Raw genomic sequence first — 18,380 nt, 5'->3', positions numbered from 1 at the left:
TTACTCTTCAAAATATTCATAACTGAAATTGTTCACTTTAGTGCCAGATTCAGGGGCTCCTGTAATCCATTTTTCATTTGGCTGTTTGCTCAGACTAAGGCTAACAGGCAACCCCTCTCTAAGCTCGTATACAAAACGTGTAGTTTCGCCCATCTCTGTTTTTTCAATAACCAGTTTTTCCGGAGTCTCATAATAATACTGGTCGGTTCCAGCAATCTGATCATCAATAACGACGTATTTATTCTCAATGCTAAAAGGCAGAATCCAGTCTGTATTGCTGTAAGTAATTACATTTGGTGAAAAATACTTCTCTTTATTGATGTTGATTTCTTTTAAAATAGAGCGTTTATCTTCCCTGATTACCTGATAACTCATTATTAAAGCCACTTTACGGGGCGATGCAGAATCAATAATTTTACCTGTATCAGTATATAGTTTGGTATTTAAAAATTGTTTGCCCACCAATTGGTATTCCAAATCCCTTAACCATCTTCCTTTCAGCGTTTTTATCCTGACAACATCACCCGAATACTCAAACCTATATATAAAATCACTGTCACTCATTTTATTGCCAACTATAACCTGAAAAGGTTTATCGTTCTGATAAGTGACCGACAGGCCTGTACCCGTATTATCTTTCATATTTACCCATTGCCCCTTATTGTTGAACGCTATGGTAACAGATCTTACATTAGGAAGCTGCTCAGCACCCTTTAATATTATTTTTCTTACACCTTTCAGCTTAAATAATCTTATTGGTAAAGATGAGGATATACCTGTGATATCTTTAAAAGCATTATCGAAAGACAAATACATAGCTTCTTTCGCTATACCCTGTGCATTTGTAACAGAAGAAATCAATAATACACCAGCAATTAACAGCATCTTTATTTTAAACACAGAAACATCTCCAAAACTCATTTATAATTAAAATATACGGCTAAGGTATCTATTCTCATTTACAACCTAAGAAGCCCTCGTCTAAAATAAAACCCAACTCACAAAGTACAACTCATGACCTTTAACCCTTCAGTTAATTCTTCCTTATTTAAAGAACCATAACCGAGCCTTATATAATCAGAAGGTTGATTATTTAAGTAAAAACTACCAGGCGGTACAACTTGAACGCCTCTAAGCTTAAGTAATTCCATATATTGGGGGAAGTTCATTTCCCGGTTAAACTTCACCCAACAAGCAAGCCCACCTTCGGGCTTACGGAAACTGACCTGATCACCAAAATTCTGCAGTAAACAGGCCTCCATTAAATCTCTTCTCTCCTTATAAACAGCTACCACTTTACGCGCATGCCTTGCCATAGTACCATCCTCCATCAATTCAGCTATAGCATGTTCCATAATTGCATCTCCCTGTCTGTCTATCTGTACGCGTAAATTCACAAGAGATTTCATAAATGCCGCAGGGCCAGTAATGTATCCCATTCTGATTGCCGGAGCAATGAGTTTACTCAGCGAACTGATATAAATTACATTCGCAGCTTTATAATTACTTGCTAATGCCAGATTATTTCCCGCGCCAAAATGGTATTCATGATCATAATCATCTTCAATTACAGCAAAATGATACTTAAGGGAAAGTTCGATTAATTTTATTCTTCTTCCAGCTTTCATCATTACTGTGGTCGGAAATTGATGATGCGGTGTCACATATACTGCTTTGATCTTGGTCTGAAGACATAATTCTTCAAGCGCGTCGACATTAATTCCATCTTTATCTACATCGACTGTTTTTAATACAGCACCCGCTTCATGAAATAACTTTCTCGCAGCATAATACCCTGGATTTTCAACCACAACCACATCTCCAGGATGCACAAGAACTTTTGCCGCAAGATAGATAGCCATCTGGCTGCCCCTGGTGATACAAATATCAGCTACATCCGCGTGCAAGCCCCTATCCCGCGCAAGCATAACAGCAATCATCTCTCTAAGCTTCAGATCTCCCTTTTCACTACCATAGCCCAATAACCTCCATTTTCCCTGACGTTGGAATACGCGTTTGTAAGCCATTGATAATTCTCTGAGCGGGGCCAGCCTGGTATCCGGGCCACCTTCATTAAAAACAATCAGATTCCCGTCCAGCGGACGATCGTTGAGATCAAAAGAATCATGTTGAATATAATTGAAATTGCTTACTATCCGTTTTAGAACTGGCTTTGATGTTTCTGCTATCAGTGGCAGATTTTTAGCGATAAAAGTTCCCGATTTATGCCTGCTTTCCAGCCAGCCCTCTGCAATTAGTGCTTCATAAGCAAAAACAACGGTCTTTCTATTGACGCCAATGTCCTGAGCCAATGCACGACTTCCAGGTAGCGAGGCTCCACTCTCCAACCTCCCCCTGATAATTTCATTTCTGATCACCTCACTTATTTGTCTCACCAGTGTGTGATCAGTATGAAAAGAAATATTAAAAAGAGTCTTCCACGGTCTTAACATTTGTTTTTTATTGTCAGTTGCAAAACTAACCAAATATGTATGACATCAACTATCTGGCCCTATGAATTTGTTAAAACTGGACTCACAAAAGCATCCTGAAATAAGCCAGCTTTGCAGCATATTAAACACCACGATTATGAAGCATATTGAAAAAGCTACCTTAGCACATTTAAATGAATTTGCAGAACTATTTAACAATTACAGGATCTTTTACAGACAACCTTCAGACCTCGAAAGAGGAAAAGCTTTTCTTAAAGACAGGATCACCAACAAGGAAACTGTTACTTTCTTAATTCAAGCAGATAACAAATTTGCAGGGTTTGCCCAATTGTACCCCTTGTATCATTATGGAAAATTACAACGTCAATGGCTATTAAGTGATCTGTTCGTTTCCCCTAATTTTCGCGGACGTGGCCTTTCCATCGATTTAATTGATAGATGCAAGCAGTATTGCGACGAAACTAATGCCTGTGGTTTATTATTAGAGACAGAGAAGACAAATATTATCGGAAATCAACTATATCCGAAATGCGGCTTTGAATTAGATGAAGCTCATCATTATTATAACTGGTGGAAGGCTGATTAATAAAAAGAAATGGGGCCAGGAAATGACACCTTTCCTGGCATTCCCTCCAATTAGAGATCCAATAGTTCTTCTAACTCTTATCTTAATTGGACTATCTGTTAATGTTTTAACAAACTCCTTTCTGACCTTATCGTCAGAAAAAACAATCAATAAACAGTCCTCTGATAATTCGGGATATCTCAAAGAAGTGCTTTCCTCTAATGCTTTGAATTGCTCATAATTTTCATCCTCTTCCCGGATAAAACTAGCCGGAACCTGATTAGGACTTACCCAAATATGACCACCTTTAAACTCACCTTCATAATCTGCATATCCATAATTATAAAAATCAGGTTCCGCAAATTCAATATTTGCAACGTTTGAAATTTCTTTTAAAACATCCGCTATTGCCAATTCTGTCTCCATAACATACAAATGCTCAGCATCGATTTCAAGTAAAGCAAGATACTCCTTAAAACTATCAGCAATCACCTCCTCCTCGTCACATTCCAGGTCAATAAAAGTAATTTCAGGGTCAATTCTACCTCCTCTATAATCAAAGCAAATATACCAATGTCCGTCGCCATCAAATGGAATAAGTCCATTGAGTTCATAACTCGCAGGTGCATAATCAGTCAGATCTGTCGTGGTTATAGAAGGGAAATAAGGTCCTATTCCAAAAAGCAGGCCGGCATCGCCACTTAAGTAAAACGTGTATATCCCCTGTTTTGAATCTTCAGTAATTTTATATATTCTTTGGGAAGTTTGCAGCCCAATTGCTTTTCAGCACCCAATAATATCTCGTCTGTCAACTCTGGCTGAATATAAGGTGAGTATTTCGGTACCGACCACATTGTTTTTATTTCACTTTCTTTCATGCCTCTTGAATAGGATTTCTTAAATCATACACACAGAAGTAAATACGATGAGCCAGTAATCTATATGTTTTCATACTTATAGAATTAATGATTTACCGAATAGTAATCCCAGATCTCTTTTGCTATTGCTGCTATCGCTTTTTCACCTCTTTCTTTTGGAGCCTTAAAATCAGACATAAATACTGAAATAGCGAGATGCCTGCCATTAGGCAAAGTAACGATACCAATATCATTGAAAGGGGCCATTAATCCCTCTTTATTTACACCCGACGCACCGGTTTTATGAATTAAATCAGCTGTGGGAGGTAAAAGAACGGTAATTCTTTTAGCCCAATCTGGTAACTCTCTCATGATCTGAATCAGAAAATCATTGCTTGCTTTAGAAAGTAACTTCTGACTATATAATAGCTGAAGTAATTGAAGTGAAGCTGCAGGTTTACACCAGTTTTTATATTGTAACGCCCAGTCTTTTTCCATCTCCCCCTCTGTGTAGACAATAGAAATGTCTTTTACACCTGCCTTATGGAGATATTCGTTAACTATACCTGGCCCGCCTGCTACCCTGGTATATAGAAAATCACAAGCATTATTGTCACTTTTTGAAACCGCATAAGTCAATAAATCTGCTAAGGTTATATCCAGGTCCTGATGCGGTAAATCTTTAAGCATTGGGCTCCAGGTATTGGTGTCCAATGTTTCTTTAGGCATATGGTACTTTTGACTCAGCTTTAATTCTCCTTGATCCACCTTATGGAGTATCGCAAAAGCAAGGGGAAATTTGAAAACGCTCATCATTGGGTAGCCAGAATTACCATTCATGACAAAACCACCTTTAAAATCCATTCCCTTTACCCCTACACCAATTTTTCCTCCTGTAGTATCAATAATATGCTGAATTCTTTCTTGCAACTGTGAAATGGTTCTGCTTTGCTGAGCAAACATAACAGTGGGTAAAAGAAATAACACTACGAAAATTAACCTGAGATTCCTGAATTTTGTCATGATACAAATTAAGTTAGAATTATTGATCGGGTAAAGGCCGGATATTAATCAAATACAATTAAAGGTAACATTATTGCTGCGTACCCCAGAAACCCTATTTTAACATTCGATGCCTGAAACCAGGAATTTATTTATATTTATCGCATATTATGAAAAGAAAAATCAGTCTCCTCCCCTTTATACTTTTTGCCATTTTTATCTTCCTGCTAAACTGGTATGTACTTTCGGGTTTATTAATCATAAGCACGTCCAGCCTTACTACCCCTTTATTCTGCTTGTTTATTATAGCAGCTATTGGTGCGCTCTTTCTCGCCATCAGAAGAATGAGTGCCCATGGGATGGATCTTTTCTTCAAAGTCTCCAGCCACCTGTTACTCACGCTTTTTGCTGCCGAAGTAGTCGTATCGATTTTCCTGTTTATCGGTGATGTACCTCGTATTTTTACCGGCACAGGAAGAAATGTCTATTGGGTAGATTTATCTTTCCTGATGTTCCTGTTGACAATTGTCCTGTTCATTTACGGAATGATCTTCGGGAAATACAATTATCAGGTCATCAATCATGTTCTTTATTTCGATGACCTGCCAGATAAATTTAACGGTTTTAAACTTGCGCAAATCTCCGACGTGCATGCCGGAAGTTTCAATAATCCAGCTGCCGTACAACGTGGTATCAGTTTAATCAATGCACAAAAAGCCGATTTATTCGTTTTCACAGGCGATCTGGTGAACAATAAAGCAGAAGAGATCAAACCCTGGATCAGCTATTTTTCGCAAATCAAAGCACCATATGGTCAATTCTCCATTTTAGGAAATCATGATTATGGCGATTATATCAAATGGGAAAATGATCTTGAAAAAGCAAAAAATCTACAGCAATTAAAAGATTACCATCAGGAACTGGGTTTTAAATTATTGCTGGACACCCATGTTGAAATTAAAAAAGAAGAACAGCACATCATACTCGCAGGAGTAGAAAACTGGGGACTTGGTTTTGGCGAAAGAGGTGATTTACCAAAAGCACTGGCCGGTACTGACAACAGCGAATTTAAAATCTTATTGTCGCATGATCCAAGCCACTGGGAAGAACAAGTTAAAGTCTTTGGCAATAAAGTCCACTTAACACTCGCTGGTCATACCCATGGGATGCAGTTTGGCCTGGAAGCATTTGGTATTAAATGGAGTCCTGTTAAATATCGCTACGCACATTGGGCAGGTATTAAATCAGAAAACGGCAGCGTATTAAATATTAACCGCGGCTTTGGTTTCCTTGGCTTCTCAGGAAGAATAGGTATCTGGCCGGAAATAACGGTGATTGAATTGAAGAAAAGCGTTTAAATAAATAATAGAAAAAGCCGCTTCTCGAAAGATAAGCGGCTTTTTCTATTATTTATTTAGCTTAAACAGCATAAATATAAATTTTACTGTTTCTTACTGGCTCACCTTGAATAGCTAAGTATTCACCTCTATTATCTCTCAGCATTTTGATAACAAATGGATCGCCCCCCTTAGCTCCAAGATCAAAAGCAATCTTAAGCCTGTCGATATGGGTATCAGCATTCACTTTCCATTTTCTATCCTGGTACATAAAGTATGCAAAAATTACGCGGGTATCCCCTTTAATTTTCCCGTCTAATCTCACAAAGATTGGATTCTCTTTTTTTAAAGGTTCAACAGCTTTTACATAGAATTCATTAAAATCTGCAAATATTTGTTTTGCGTTATCGTTAGTCATATTGTTATTCTTTCGTGTTGTGTATGTTAATGTATATTATTAGTTGTATTAAGTAGGGTAAATAAGCTGCTAAGACTGCTCTTTTACATTACCGGTACGCTTCAGAACTCCCCAGCCTTCCAGCTCTCCTTTCAACGCTTTACGTACCGATCTGAACAAGACCAGGTACATCAGTTGTCTCCAGTAAAAACGTTGCGGGATGATATAAATCAGTTTCTTATAGGATTCTTTCTCCATTCTGAATGCAATTCCTGCGAAGAACAAATCTACCAGGATAAACACACAATAGAAGAAAAACACCTGTCCAAAGCCGTTATCAAGGCTTAACAAGCTGCCCATACCTTCTAAGGTAAGTGAATTTACGGAAGATAAAGAAAACAGCCCCGTGATGATAGAAAGTACCATAAAGAAATCCGCCAGTGGAGAAAATAATGGAAGTATAATTTGATAGATCAGGATATTAGGCATCCCAACCATTCCAAAATAACCATATTTCTTATTCAGAAGTGTTTTCCTGTTTTTCCAGAAGCTTTGCATTACCCCAAAACTCCATCTCAATCGTTGCTTCAACAGCATATCCACCGTTTCAGGAGCTTCAGTATAAGCAATTGCCGTATCGCAATTTTTCACGATATAACCAGCCCTTAAAATACGCATCGTCAAATCGCAGTCTTCTGCAAGAGTATCAGTGGTAAAACCACCAACTTCCTGGATCACCTGTTTTCTGAACGCACCAATCGCCCCTGGTACTACAGTAATGGTATTTAAAATATCAAATGCCCTTCTGTCCATGTTCTGTGCAGTGATATACTCAATAGACTGCCAGTTTGTAATCAGGTTAATCTTGTTACCAACTTTTACTGTACCTGCTACTGCAGCAATGTCCTCGTCATAAAAATAACGCATCAATTCAGTAATCGCATCAGTTTTCAACTGGGTATCTGCATCAATACAGATTACAAAATCACTTTCAGCGAGCGCAATACCAAAGTTCAAAGCAGAAGCTTTACCCCCATTTGGCTTAGTATATATTTTGATGTTTGACACCTGACTGAAATGTTCTTTGACCAGCTCTACAGTACGATCTGAAGACCCATCATCTACAAAGATAAACTCCGTATTAGGATAGCTTGTTTTCAGCAGGCTGTTTAAAGTTTGCACCACAGTTACCTCTTCATTATAAGCAGGTATAATGATACTCACTTTCATTGCAGGATCTTTCAACAGCAATAAGCTATCTTTTTTACCCGCCATTTTCTGTTTAACAGCCAGAATAGCAATAAAGATACTTCTCAGCATAGCTAAAATAATAGCCATGATAAAGATGTAGTTCAAGATCAGTGTTCCATAAGAGAATACATTCAGGAACAATGTATTTCCTGAAGTAATAAAACCATTTCCACCCGAATTAACCGGAGGCATCAGCTCATCTTTTTTCTTGCCGATCAGATTTCCGATCGTTACAAACTCATAACCTTTATCTTTGAAATATTTGATGATTCTTGGTAAAGCTGCTACAGTTGCCGCGCGGTTACCACCAGCATCATGCAAGAGCAGTACATTTCCATTATCCTGGTATTTTACAACAGCAGCAAAGATTTCATCTGCACTAATACCTGGTCTCCAATCCTGAGGATCAATAGACTCTCCGATATTGATATAATTCTGATCCCTGCTCTGTGCTACAGGAAGAATTTCTGCTGAGGTTGAAGGCTCTGCATCCGCATTAAACGGAGGCCTGAAAAGGATTGTACTATGTCCGGTTACAGACTCAATCAGTTTTCTTGTGGCATTCAACTCAAAATTCACCCTTTCCGGCCCTACTTTAGACATATCGGGATGAAAGAAAGTATGGTTACCAATCTCATAACCCAGGTTAAATTCTTTCAGTAAAAGGCCCATATTCTGCTCGGCCATAATCCCTACCACAAAGAAGCTTCCTGGTACTTTTTCTTTTTGTAAAATATCAATGATCTGAGGGGTATAAACCGGATCAGGTCCATCATCAAAAGTCAATACAATTTTTTTCTCCGCATGTCCATATCTGCGGATGGTATATTTTGTAGGTAAATCGACATAGGTCTGATCTGCAATGACAAAATTCTGAGTATCCAGCTTCACATCAATCTTTCCCTGTTTAGGTACAGAAACTAAATCCAGTATTTCTCCCTCACCAGAGTAATCAATCCTGTCATTTAATCCGATATGGGTTAATCTTTTAATATCAACACCACTTTTACGCACAGAGTCAATGCTCAGGTCTTTAGAGATGAAAGACCATAACCTTGGATCTTCCGCCCCCATACGCCAGATTGCGATACCCGCAACATCCCAGTCATCAGCTTTTCTGATCAGGTTAAAATTCGTTGCAGCATCCGTAAAAAACACCTGGTGATGTAAACCTGATTCATCTGTATAGCTGTAGTTCAGATTCGCCGAAATTGGGTTGTACTTAATTTTTCCGCCATACCTGCTTGCATTAGCAATAGCCTGCTGATAAGTGACATTTTTTCCAACATCCTGATCCGGCCAATCATAGCCATAACATGCAAGCGCAAGGATAACTTTTTCAGAAGAAATCTTCTCACATATTTTATCCAGTTGCTCTTCTACCCACTGTTGATGAGAAACATCACCAGCATTACTGCTTTCGCTATGCTGATCATAAGCCATCACAAAAATATAATCATTATATTCTGATAAGATCTGCAGGTTATAATCATCATTTTCCGGAGAAATATCCTGTGTAACGATCAGATTCTGCGCATGCAGCTGATTATACAGATTCTTTTGGAACGCGGCCAGCGGTGCGTCAGACTTTTCTTTGATTTCTTCAAAGTCAATATTTACGCCATGAAAACCATATTTCTTTAAGGATTTAATCAGGTTAGCAATGAACCGGTTCTGCAGTGGCTTATTTTGCAGCAACTTGTGGATTGCATTCCCATCAAAACTATCTTTACTAAAATTGGAAACCATCGCAATGGCCACCTTTTTATGTTTGTTGATGACTTGCATCGCCTCCACGTTCACCTGATCAATTAAAGTATCAGCACCGTTCTTGATAAAGAAAGATTCTGTAACTACCATATCCAGCTGTTTGATATGATCTTTTAAATCGGTCAGTGATTGCGGATCCCAGTTCACATAAAAACCAGCATTGATCCTCGCCTTGTTATTCGGGTGTCTAAGCCTGTTTAGCTTTTGGTGCTCTTGTATATGCAGGAGCTTCTTTTTAGAAATTTTGAAATCTGAATACGTTTTTGATTTCTTGATCTGCTCTATCTGTTTCTTGCTTAAAGTAGCCGTACTATTGATAATGGGCAAATTGGGGTAATGATTAGATAGCAATGTATAAGCTACACAAGCTGATGCAATAATAAATACAATAAGGAGCATCCTGGTCACCCATTGAAAAGTTATCCATCTGCTTTTCTTTGTGGTTTGAAAAATTTGTTTTCCGGGCATTTGAGAAATAAATAATTATTATTCAAGATAAAACTACAGCCATCTCCTGCTTGAGGCAGAGAGAAATATTGAGTGCGCCATAATTAAAAAAATCCTAATATTGGTCAAATATAAGGAGAATTTGACAAAAAAACCGGAGATAATGGGGAGATTTACCGAACCAGAATTAACGATGTCAGATCCAGCAGAAAAAACGCTTCAGCGAAAAATTATTCATATAGATATGGACGCATTTTATGCGACCGTAGAGCAGCGTGATTTCCCTGAATACAGAGGCAAGCCTATTGTGGTAGGTGGCTCTCCTGATGGACGTGGTGTAGTGGCGACAGCAAGTTACGAAGCGCGCGAATTTGGCATCCATTCGGCCATGTCGTCCCGAAAAGCAATACAGCTTTGTCCGCATGCCATATTCGTGTACCCCAGATTTGATGCTTATAAAAGCGTATCTGTGAGCATCAGGGAAATATTCAGGCGTTATACAGATTTGATTGAGCCACTATCGCTCGATGAAGCTTTTCTGGATGTCACTACCGACAAGCTGAATATTGGCTCTGCACTGGAAATTGCAAAACAAATAAAGGATGCGATTAAAAATGAGCTTAACCTTTCTGCTTCAGCTGGAGTTTCCAGCAATAAATTTGTAGCCAAAATTGCCTCGGATATGAATAAGCCAGACGGCCTCACCTTCATTGGCCCTTCTAAGATCAATGCTTTTATGGAAAAGCTGCCCGTAGAAAAGTTCTTCGGTGTGGGCAAAGTAACAGCGGATAAAATGAAGAAAATGGGCCTTTATAATGGAGCTGATCTTAAAAAACTGTCCGAACAGGAACTCATCCGTAAATTCGGTAAAACGGGCAAATTCTATTATAAGATAGTGCGGGGTATTGATGACCGGCCAGTACAACCACATCGCTTAACCAAATCACTGAGTGTCGAAGATACCTTTGGTAAGGACCTGATTTCTACAGAAGAACTGGTTACAGAATTAGAGCTGATTGCCGAAAAAGTGGCAGAAAGATTGGAAAAGAACAAGTTAAAAGGAAAGACACTGACACTTAAAATCAAATTTGATGATTTTAAACAGCTCACCAGGAACACCTCATTTCCTACAGGGGTGTCTGATTACGCGACTATTATTACTGCAGCCAAAGAGCTGCTGTTCAAGGTAGAAACTGATGACCGTAAAATCCGTCTGCTGGGTATCACCCTAAGTAATTTCGGGACATCCATTAACCCGGGCAAATTTACAGACCCAGATCAGCTGGAATTATTTTAGCTTTCGCAGATTATGTTTTAATTTGCAAAAGCATTCCAAACAAAGAAAAAACCAATCATATGGCCACATTATTCATAGAAGAAAAAACGTTTGATAAAGCAGACTTCACCCAAAATCCATTGGAAAAAGGTGAATATGAATACTGTATTTTCAAAAACTGTGACTTCTCCAATGCCGACCTTTCTGGTTTCGTCTTTCTGGAATGTGAATTTTCAGGCTGCAACCTGAGTCTGGCCAAACTAACGAAAACAGCTTTGAGGGGAATTAAATTTAAAGACAGTAAGCTCTTAGGTTTAATTTTTGACAGTTGCAATGAATTTGGACTGGAACTTACTTTTAACAGCTGCACCTTAGATCATTGTTCTTTTTACCAGGTAAAACTTAAAAAGACAACATTTAAAGACTCCAGGATCCACCAGGCAGATTTTACGGAAGCCGATCTGGGAGGTTCTGTTTTTGACAACTGCGACCTGCACCGAACGACATTTGAAAATACCCTGCTGGAAAAAGCTGATTTCACCAGTGCTTATAATTATACGCTTGATCCAGAATTGAACAGAATCAGAAAAGCTAAATTCTCTATGGCTGGAATAGCCGGTCTTTTAGCCAAATATGATATTGATATCAAAGGATAACAATATCACCTCAAACCAGATTGTAATTAAGGAATAACCTCAAACAACATAAACTGGGCCTGCTCCTTCTCATTAAAGTTATTATCTGCTACAAAAATCACTGTCTGATGCCCGTTCGGCAATACAGGCCCTATAGTCGCACCTTCAATATTATCTATATAAATCCCCAGGTCATCCATGTTTAAAAGCATTTTCTTTTGGATAGGCTGACTTGCCGGATTTTCTTTTAAAGATTTTGTAGCTATAATATTTGTTGCGCCCTTCAACTCCGCCAGGAATACTTTAATCGTCGTCCCTTTCTGTCCTTCGGAATAAGAACGTTCGGTAACAAGCATGCGGTGATTGCCTAGCCAAAGGATATCAGGGATACCATTAACGTATTCCCCATCGGCTTTTAATGGTGGTAAAGCCACAGGCTCCAGCTCATAAGCATATTGCCCAACATTCTTTTTAGTCTTCAGATCAAACTCGTAAATTCTGACAAAGGCATTATTTCTGACCCCTACTTCCGCGCGCGGCCCATCCTGATATAAAGGTTCTTCCAGATTTACATATAAAGTACTAAAGTCATCCGCAAAAGTAAGCCCTTCTAAAACACCATTTCTTCTCGGGCCGCTTTCTATACGCTGCATCCTCAAGTCGTCTGGCAATGGAATGCTATCTGCATATTTTCCATGGGTAGAAATGACATTGATAGTTGGATCGATGAGTATAGTATCTCCTTGCTTCATCACACGGTCTCCTTCACTGGTCCAATACAAATGTCCAGTCAGGCCATTGTAACGCATGGCTTCTGGATCTGTAGTGCGCGTGGCATTTTTACTGATTTTAGGATACGCAGAACCATCTTTCTGGTAAAGCGTATGCACACCGATCATACTTACTTTATTGATTCCGGCAGCAGAAAGCGAGATTTTCGCTGTGTAAAATCTGGCTGGGTTAATCGCCGATCTGTCATCACTAATCAAGTAATAAACTTGCTTAACCGGATCAAAATCTATAGCAGACAAACCGCCAACTGTAGTTCCTTTAAATTGCTGGTTATAGGGAAAAACGTAGGTATTGATATATTTAAGGCTAGTGACTGAAGCTAATACCTGTTGTTTAGGAGTTACATTTTTACGCACCGAACAACCGCCCAGAGCTAAGGAGATTAGCAAGGCAAATGCTATTTTGGAGTAATGCTCACGTTTTAACATAGGAATTGAATAGCTGGAAATTTTATTGTTTCCAGTAAAACGCAGCTAATATACGGTGAGAACTAAAATAAAAAAGGATGCTTATCAAATAAGCACCCTTTTTTAAAAATAACAATTAATTGATTAACTCATACTTATTAGCTCCTTCCTGGATAGTAAGTCTTCATATATAACACATCTTTCGCAGAGATAGTCGTGTTATTAGCTGCGATAGTTCTGTTGTTTGTTGTGAAACGGGCTTCAACAGGATAATGCATAATCGATGCCGAATCATAGGCCGTATAATTTAAGCCTGTTCTTGATTCTACGGCTAATACGTTGAAATCTACGTCTGCTTTAGACCAGTTATTAGGAGGTCCCATGTAGTAGTCATACACAGCCTGAGTATTCCATGGAATATTTGCATCAGGGTGAGACTGCTCATGGTTAAGTCCTAAAGCGTGACCAAACTCATGCGTTACTGTTCTTCTGAATTCTGTGTCGCTGGTGCTGTCATTAAACCAGCCATAGTTCATTGAAGGAGAGTAATTTTTAGATTCCTTGCCTACATATGACCACGAACCGTCATTTGCAAAAGCAATTTTAATATCAGCTGCTGCATTGTCTGCAACAAATGAAAAGGTAATATTTGCAGAAGTTTCCCAGGTTTTAGCATACTGTTTTACTTTGCTGCGGACATAAGTTGATCCCCCGATAAATTTCACTTTAATGGTACTTCCATTTGTCCAAAGTTGGTTTGCAGGGCCGTTCGCTTCTGTTTGCGGGCCGGTGTGTGCAGGTACTTTCATCTGGCAGGTAAAGCCAGTGTGTAAGCCTGTTTCCTGAACTTTTTGATCGTTCTCAACTGGCGCTGAATTCTCTGCATTTTTCTTACAGCTAGTCAGGCAGAACAGTACCGCAGTACTGATCAGTAAAAATTTGTTTTTCATGGTAATAAGTTTAGTTGTATAGGTATCAGCAATTTATGAATATAATTTTTATTACAAAACAATATTTGAAATTTCTCTCAATATTTTGTTCAGAATTGAATTGTTCTGTAATATTTAGAAAAAAAAGTGGCGCTTAATTGATTAAGCGCCACTTTCATGCATATTGATGTTGTTTATTAATTAACTTCTTCCCGGATAGTACGTTTTCATGTATAAAACATCTTTCGCAGAAATGGTTGTATTATTGGCAGCAATAGTCGTGTTGTTTGTAGTAAACTGCGCCTGTACAGCATAATGCATAATTGATGCAGGATCGTAAGCAGTATAGTTTAATCCTGTTCTTGATTCTACACGCAATACATTAAAGTCAACCTGTGCTTTGGTCCAGTTGTTTGGCGGGCCCATATAATAGTTATAAACTGCCTGTGTATTCCATGGAATATTAGCATCAGGATGAGACTGCTCATGGTTAAGCCCTAAAGCATGGCCAAATTCATGTGTAATTGTTCTTCTGAATTCAGTATCACTTGTTGTATCCGTGAACCAGCCATAATTCATTGATGGCGAATACTGTTTAGATGTTGTACCAATGTAAGACCACGAGCCTCCACTTGCAAATCCAACTTTTATATCAGCTGCTGCATTATCTGCAACAAATGAAAAAGTAACATTCGCAGAAGCTTCCCAGCTTTTAGCATATTGGATAACCTTGTTTCGGACAATAGTAGATCCGCCAATAAATTTCACTTTAATAGTGCTTCCATTGGTCCATAATTTGTTTGCCGGGCCATTGGACTCTGTGGTTGGGCCACCAGGTGCTGGTTGCTTCATTTCACAGGTAAAGTCTTGATGTAAACCGGTTTCCTGCACTTTGTGATCATTCACAACTGGCGCAGAATTCTCTGCATTTTTCTTACAGCTGGTCAAACAGAACAGTACGGCAGTACTGAGCAATAGAAATTTGTTTTTCATAAAAATAGATTTAGTTGAATAGATGTAAAGCAATTTATGAAAAAATAATTCTAAAACTATATACTATTATAGATTATCCGTTAATGATTTCATAAAACTAACTATATTTTGCATCTCTATCTCCGTCAGGTTTAAAGGTTTAGCAGAAAGTGTCTGTCCTGGCAAGTCAAGTCCCAAGCCTGCCCCGCCCCCTTTATTGTAGAAATCCACCACCTGGTATAAATCCTGAAAAGCACCGTTGTGCATATAAGGAGCCGTCTTTTCAACATTGCGGATGGTAGGTGTTTTAAACGCAGCCTGGTAATAACTAATAGGGAAAAAGCTATACCTGCCCCGGTCCTGATCTTTTTTAGGGTGCTTGAAGTCTGCATTTTCAGGAGTACCCAAAACCTCATATTCGGTCAGTTTATAATACGGAGGAATCAACCCGTTAAAAAGTGGTGCAAAGTGGCAGCTTCCGCACTGGCCCTTTCCCATAAACAGGTTGAAACCTTTAAGCTGCTGTGCATTCATAGCGCGGCGATCGCCATTTATATACTTGTCAAAAGCGGAATTGCGGGGTGCTAAACTTTGCACATAAGCAGCCAGCGCAGAAGCAATTGCATCGATAGTGACTGGATTTTCTTTTGCTGCTGGAAAGAGCTCCTTAAAATCCCGCTGATAAATCCCTGAGCTACTGATCCTTTCTGAAATCACCTGATGTGATCCATTCATCTCTTGCGGATTGGCAATTACTGTTTTAATTTGTTCCTGCAGACTTTTAACGCGTCCATCCCAAAACTGGCTATATTGAAAACCTGCATATACTAAAGTTGGCGCATTACGCACCACACTACTTTCCCCATCAAAAGCCAGGCTGGTTTTTAATGGCTCACTGAAATATTTTTCAGGATGATGACAGCTTGCACAATTCCTTTTCAAATTTCCCGACAGTGCCTTTTCCAGAAAGAGCTTTTTCCCTAGTGCTACAATTTTAGAGTCAGTTTTTATTGCACCTGGAAATACACTCAAAGGAATAGCATCTGGGCTAAAGATATTTTTAGCCTCATAATTCAGGGCGCTTTGCGTATTCAATTCAGCCTTTGAAAACCTGATAAAATTCGATAGCTGCTCTTGTAAAGGCAATACATAAGTTGTCAGGAATTTCATCCGGTCAAAACTATCAAAATCGGGATGCCGATCCAGATAAACTGCTGTCGCATCCAGATTTTGACGGAGCAAGACTGTAGCCTGATCAGACTGCTGCAGTAAAGGCAACAGCGCTTTTTGAATAGCCCGGATACTCTGCTCCGCTTCCACTATCCCACTTTTCAGTTCGGGTGCATCATATCCAGTTATACTTAAGGTTACAACCCTAATAAGCTCTAAACGTACACTTTCTAATATTTGCTGATCCGTTGCTGTAAAACTATAAAGTAAAGCAGGCAGATCTGAGGATGAGCTTGCTAACAGTTCCGCCTGTGCGGCCAGTTCTTTTTGATGAACCCAGGGCTGGGGATCAAATAGCAATGCTTCCATCACCTGGAATCCCGAAGGTTCCTGGTATTCCATGTAGGGCTCTTCTACCTCTGTTTTTGCAGGTTTATTGTAAATCAGTGAAGAACTCTGGAAAAAGTAATCCAGAAAAAATGCAACTCTTTTATAAGCCAGGCGACTGTTTTTTAAAGCGTTTTTGGCCTCATTGATACTTTGATGGTTTTCATTCAATGCTGCAACCGCCTTTTGCAAATCATTTGTGCTTTGCGCAAACAGCTTAAAATTGACTTTAACTTCTTCCACTAAAGGAATTAATCCTGTACTGTCTGTTGATTTTTTCAGTCCTAAAACAACAGACAGACAGGTAAGAAATAATAAAAACTGGAGGATTAATTTCAGTTTATTTCGGTACATGGGCTCCGCCAGCTTTTTTAACAATTGTAAACTGATCGCGGATTTCTCCATCTGCACAAACCCATTTGAGCTCTAAACGGTTACCCTCTACTTCTAAAACACTCGCCCCGCCATGCTCTGCATCAGAAAAATACATCGCGTTGTGCGGATAGGTTGATTGTTTTCCACCCAATTTACCCGCAGAACCACTCACCACATAGACCGTTCCCTGGTTATGCGCAGGATCTTTCTGATAAGGAGCAGAATCCGGGCTGCCGTCATTTTTCCCAGAAGAAGTACTCAGGTTATGTTTTTTAGCATCAAAGGTATGAGCAGGCCCATAATGCCCTTTCATCATTCTGCTACGTTCATAATCATGGCTATGGCCATTCAAAACAAGATCTACTCCTTCACGTTCCATAATGCGAATAAAGTTTTCTCTGATTTTAACCAGCTCTTCTTCCTGATCAGAATTATGTGAACCCATAGTATAAGGCGGATGATGCCAGAAAGCAACAATCCAGCCTTTATTTTTATTGGCTGCCAGATCTTTTTTAATCCATTGTACCTGTGGGCCTATAGTGTCATACAACCGGTAAGTCCGGTCTTCTTTTCCATAAGAGTCCAGAGAAAGGAAGTGTATATTCCCAATGTCAAAGGAATAAAAAGCCTGAGTATTAGAAGGCGTACCACCTGATTCACCATGAACAGGCATAGAGAAATTCTGGTAATAAGCAGTCTCATGAGTTTCCTGCGCATGTTTAGCCGAAAGATCGGTATCATGGTAATCATGATTTCCCGGCGTTGGAAACAAAGGATACTTTTTCAGCAGATCGTCTTTGTAGATGTTAAAAAACTTACTCTGAAATTCCGAATCTGTTCCATCAGAATAAGCATTATCACCCAATAAAATCCATGCAGTCAAACCTTTATCACCATTGTACTTAATCAATTGTTCTTTTACCCTGCGCTGATTGATTGAATTATCTCCACAATCCCCTAAAGCAGCAATCCTGTAATGTCCAATCTTGCCGGGTTCAGGCAAAGTAGTAAAATAGTTATCCTGATTGCCTTGCAAAGTATCCTGAAGGCCACCGATCGAATAATAGTAACGGGTAGCCGGCTTCAATCCTTTCAACTGCACCTGATGTTCGGTTAATAACTGATGATCTTGTACAGCCTGATCAAGTTTAGCCAGGTTTGTTCCATAACGAACTTTACTTCTGGAAGAAACATCAGTTCTCCAGCGAATTAATATCCCGGTACTGCTGGCCACTTGTAAATAAGGACCACGGATCAGCCTCACTGGCTCGGTTGCCGCACCTTTTTGCTTTTCCTGTGCAAAGACTATTACACTCAGTGCACAGGAGAAAAATAACAATACTGATTTCTTAAGCATC

General features: G+C 39.2%; 16 protein-coding genes and 1 pseudogene. 4 read left to right on the top strand and 13 right to left on the bottom strand.

The window, feature by feature from the left end; translation table 11 throughout:
- Both ABIB30_RS00225 and pdxR read right to left on the bottom strand, forming a co-directional pair.
- On the bottom strand, positions 1-921 hold the full coding sequence (locus tag ABIB30_RS00225) for a hypothetical protein (protein ID WP_354298733.1): 921 nt from the start codon (positions 919-921) through the stop codon (positions 1-3).
- Between the two features lie 77 nt (positions 922-998).
- Positions 999-2,453, bottom strand: a complete 1,455-nt coding sequence (gene pdxR, locus ABIB30_RS00220; RefSeq protein WP_354298732.1) for a MocR-like pyridoxine biosynthesis transcription factor PdxR — start codon at positions 2,451-2,453, stop codon at positions 999-1,001.
- A 136-nt stretch (positions 2,454-2,589) separates the two neighbouring features.
- On the opposite strand from pdxR, the gene ABIB30_RS00215 reads away from it, so the two are divergent.
- A complete protein-coding gene (locus ABIB30_RS00215) occupies positions 2,590-3,039 on the top strand; it encodes a GNAT family N-acetyltransferase (RefSeq protein WP_354298731.1) in 450 nt (149 codons plus the stop codon).
- Here the strand turns inward: ABIB30_RS00215 and ABIB30_RS00210 are convergent.
- The 4 genes and pseudogenes from ABIB30_RS00210 to bla form a co-directional block, all read right to left on the bottom strand.
- Positions 2,995-3,444: a hypothetical protein gene (locus ABIB30_RS00210; protein WP_354298730.1), complete on the bottom strand. Its 450-nt coding sequence runs from the start codon at positions 3,442-3,444 to the stop codon at positions 2,995-2,997. The two genes, ABIB30_RS00215 and ABIB30_RS00210, sit on opposite strands and share 45 nt — an antisense overlap.
- A 45-nt stretch (positions 3,445-3,489) precedes the next feature.
- Positions 3,490-3,657 (bottom strand): annotated as a pseudogene (locus ABIB30_RS00205) (SMI1/KNR4 family protein); the annotation flags it as partial.
- 62 nt (positions 3,658-3,719) lie between these two features.
- Positions 3,720-3,896 (bottom strand): SMI1/KNR4 family protein, encoded by a 177-nt coding sequence (locus ABIB30_RS00200; RefSeq protein ID WP_354298729.1) that lies wholly within the window; start codon positions 3,894-3,896, stop codon positions 3,720-3,722.
- 84 nt (positions 3,897-3,980) lie between these two features.
- Positions 3,981-4,838 (bottom strand): class A beta-lactamase, encoded by an 858-nt coding sequence (gene bla, locus ABIB30_RS00195; protein ID WP_354298728.1) that lies wholly within the window; start codon positions 4,836-4,838, stop codon positions 3,981-3,983.
- Between the two features lie 209 nt (positions 4,839-5,047).
- Between bla and ABIB30_RS00190 the strand changes: the two genes are divergently transcribed.
- Complete coding sequence (locus ABIB30_RS00190; RefSeq protein ID WP_354298727.1) at positions 5,048-6,235, top strand: metallophosphoesterase; 1,188 nt, start codon at positions 5,048-5,050, stop codon at positions 6,233-6,235.
- Between the two features lie 61 nt (positions 6,236-6,296).
- Here the strand turns inward: ABIB30_RS00190 and ABIB30_RS00185 are convergent, their stop codons facing one another.
- Together ABIB30_RS00185 and ABIB30_RS00180 are read right to left on the bottom strand one after the other, a co-directional pair.
- Positions 6,297-6,632 carry a hypothetical protein gene (locus ABIB30_RS00185; protein ID WP_354298726.1) on the bottom strand — a complete coding sequence of 112 codons (336 nt, stop codon included), beginning with the start codon at positions 6,630-6,632 and terminating at the stop codon, positions 6,297-6,299.
- Between the two features lie 69 nt (positions 6,633-6,701).
- On the bottom strand, positions 6,702-10,100 hold the full coding sequence (locus ABIB30_RS00180) for a trifunctional glycoside hydrolase family 18/polysaccharide deacetylase/glycosyltransferase family 2 protein (protein WP_354298725.1): 3,399 nt from the start codon (positions 10,098-10,100) through the stop codon (positions 6,702-6,704).
- Positions 10,101-10,242: 142 nt separating this feature from the next.
- Here ABIB30_RS00180 and dinB point away from each other — a divergent pair, with 142 nt between their 5' ends.
- Together dinB and ABIB30_RS00170 are read left to right on the top strand one after the other, a co-directional pair.
- On the top strand, positions 10,243-11,376 hold the full coding sequence (gene dinB / locus ABIB30_RS00175) for a DNA polymerase IV (protein ID WP_354298724.1): 1,134 nt from the start codon (positions 10,243-10,245) through the stop codon (positions 11,374-11,376).
- A 59-nt stretch (positions 11,377-11,435) separates the two neighbouring features.
- Entirely contained in the window at positions 11,436-12,011 is a 576-nt protein-coding gene (locus tag ABIB30_RS00170) for a pentapeptide repeat-containing protein (RefSeq protein WP_354298723.1), read from the top strand.
- A gap of 26 nt (positions 12,012-12,037) precedes the next feature.
- Here ABIB30_RS00170 and ABIB30_RS00165 read toward each other — a convergent pair whose 3' ends face one another.
- From ABIB30_RS00165 to ABIB30_RS00145, 5 genes are all read right to left on the bottom strand, one after another.
- A complete protein-coding gene (locus ABIB30_RS00165) occupies positions 12,038-13,210 on the bottom strand; it encodes an esterase-like activity of phytase family protein (protein WP_354298722.1) in 1,173 nt (390 codons plus the stop codon).
- Between the two features lie 137 nt (positions 13,211-13,347).
- On the bottom strand, positions 13,348-14,139 hold the full coding sequence (locus ABIB30_RS00160) for a M12 family metallopeptidase (protein WP_354298721.1): 792 nt from the start codon (positions 14,137-14,139) through the stop codon (positions 13,348-13,350).
- A gap of 180 nt (positions 14,140-14,319) precedes the next feature.
- Entirely contained in the window at positions 14,320-15,111 is a 792-nt protein-coding gene (locus ABIB30_RS00155) for a M12 family metallopeptidase (protein ID WP_354298720.1), read from the bottom strand.
- A gap of 66 nt (positions 15,112-15,177) precedes the next feature.
- The gene (locus ABIB30_RS00150) at positions 15,178-17,001 is read right to left on the bottom strand and encodes a cytochrome c peroxidase (protein ID WP_354298719.1); all 1,824 of its coding nucleotides are present in this window, start codon (positions 16,999-17,001) and stop codon (positions 15,178-15,180) included.
- Complete coding sequence (locus ABIB30_RS00145; RefSeq protein ID WP_354298718.1) at positions 16,988-18,379, bottom strand: purple acid phosphatase family protein; 1,392 nt, start codon at positions 18,377-18,379, stop codon at positions 16,988-16,990. The genes ABIB30_RS00150 and ABIB30_RS00145 overlap by 14 nt, the downstream gene beginning before the upstream one ends.
- Position 18,380: the final 1 nt, after the last annotated feature.

Origin of the sequence: Pedobacter sp. UYP1 (genome assembly GCF_040547305.1) — a bacterium.
In the GTDB taxonomy this organism is placed as follows: domain Bacteria; phylum Bacteroidota; class Bacteroidia; order Sphingobacteriales; family Sphingobacteriaceae; genus Pedobacter.
This window is presented reverse-complemented; position numbering and strand designations above follow the sequence as displayed.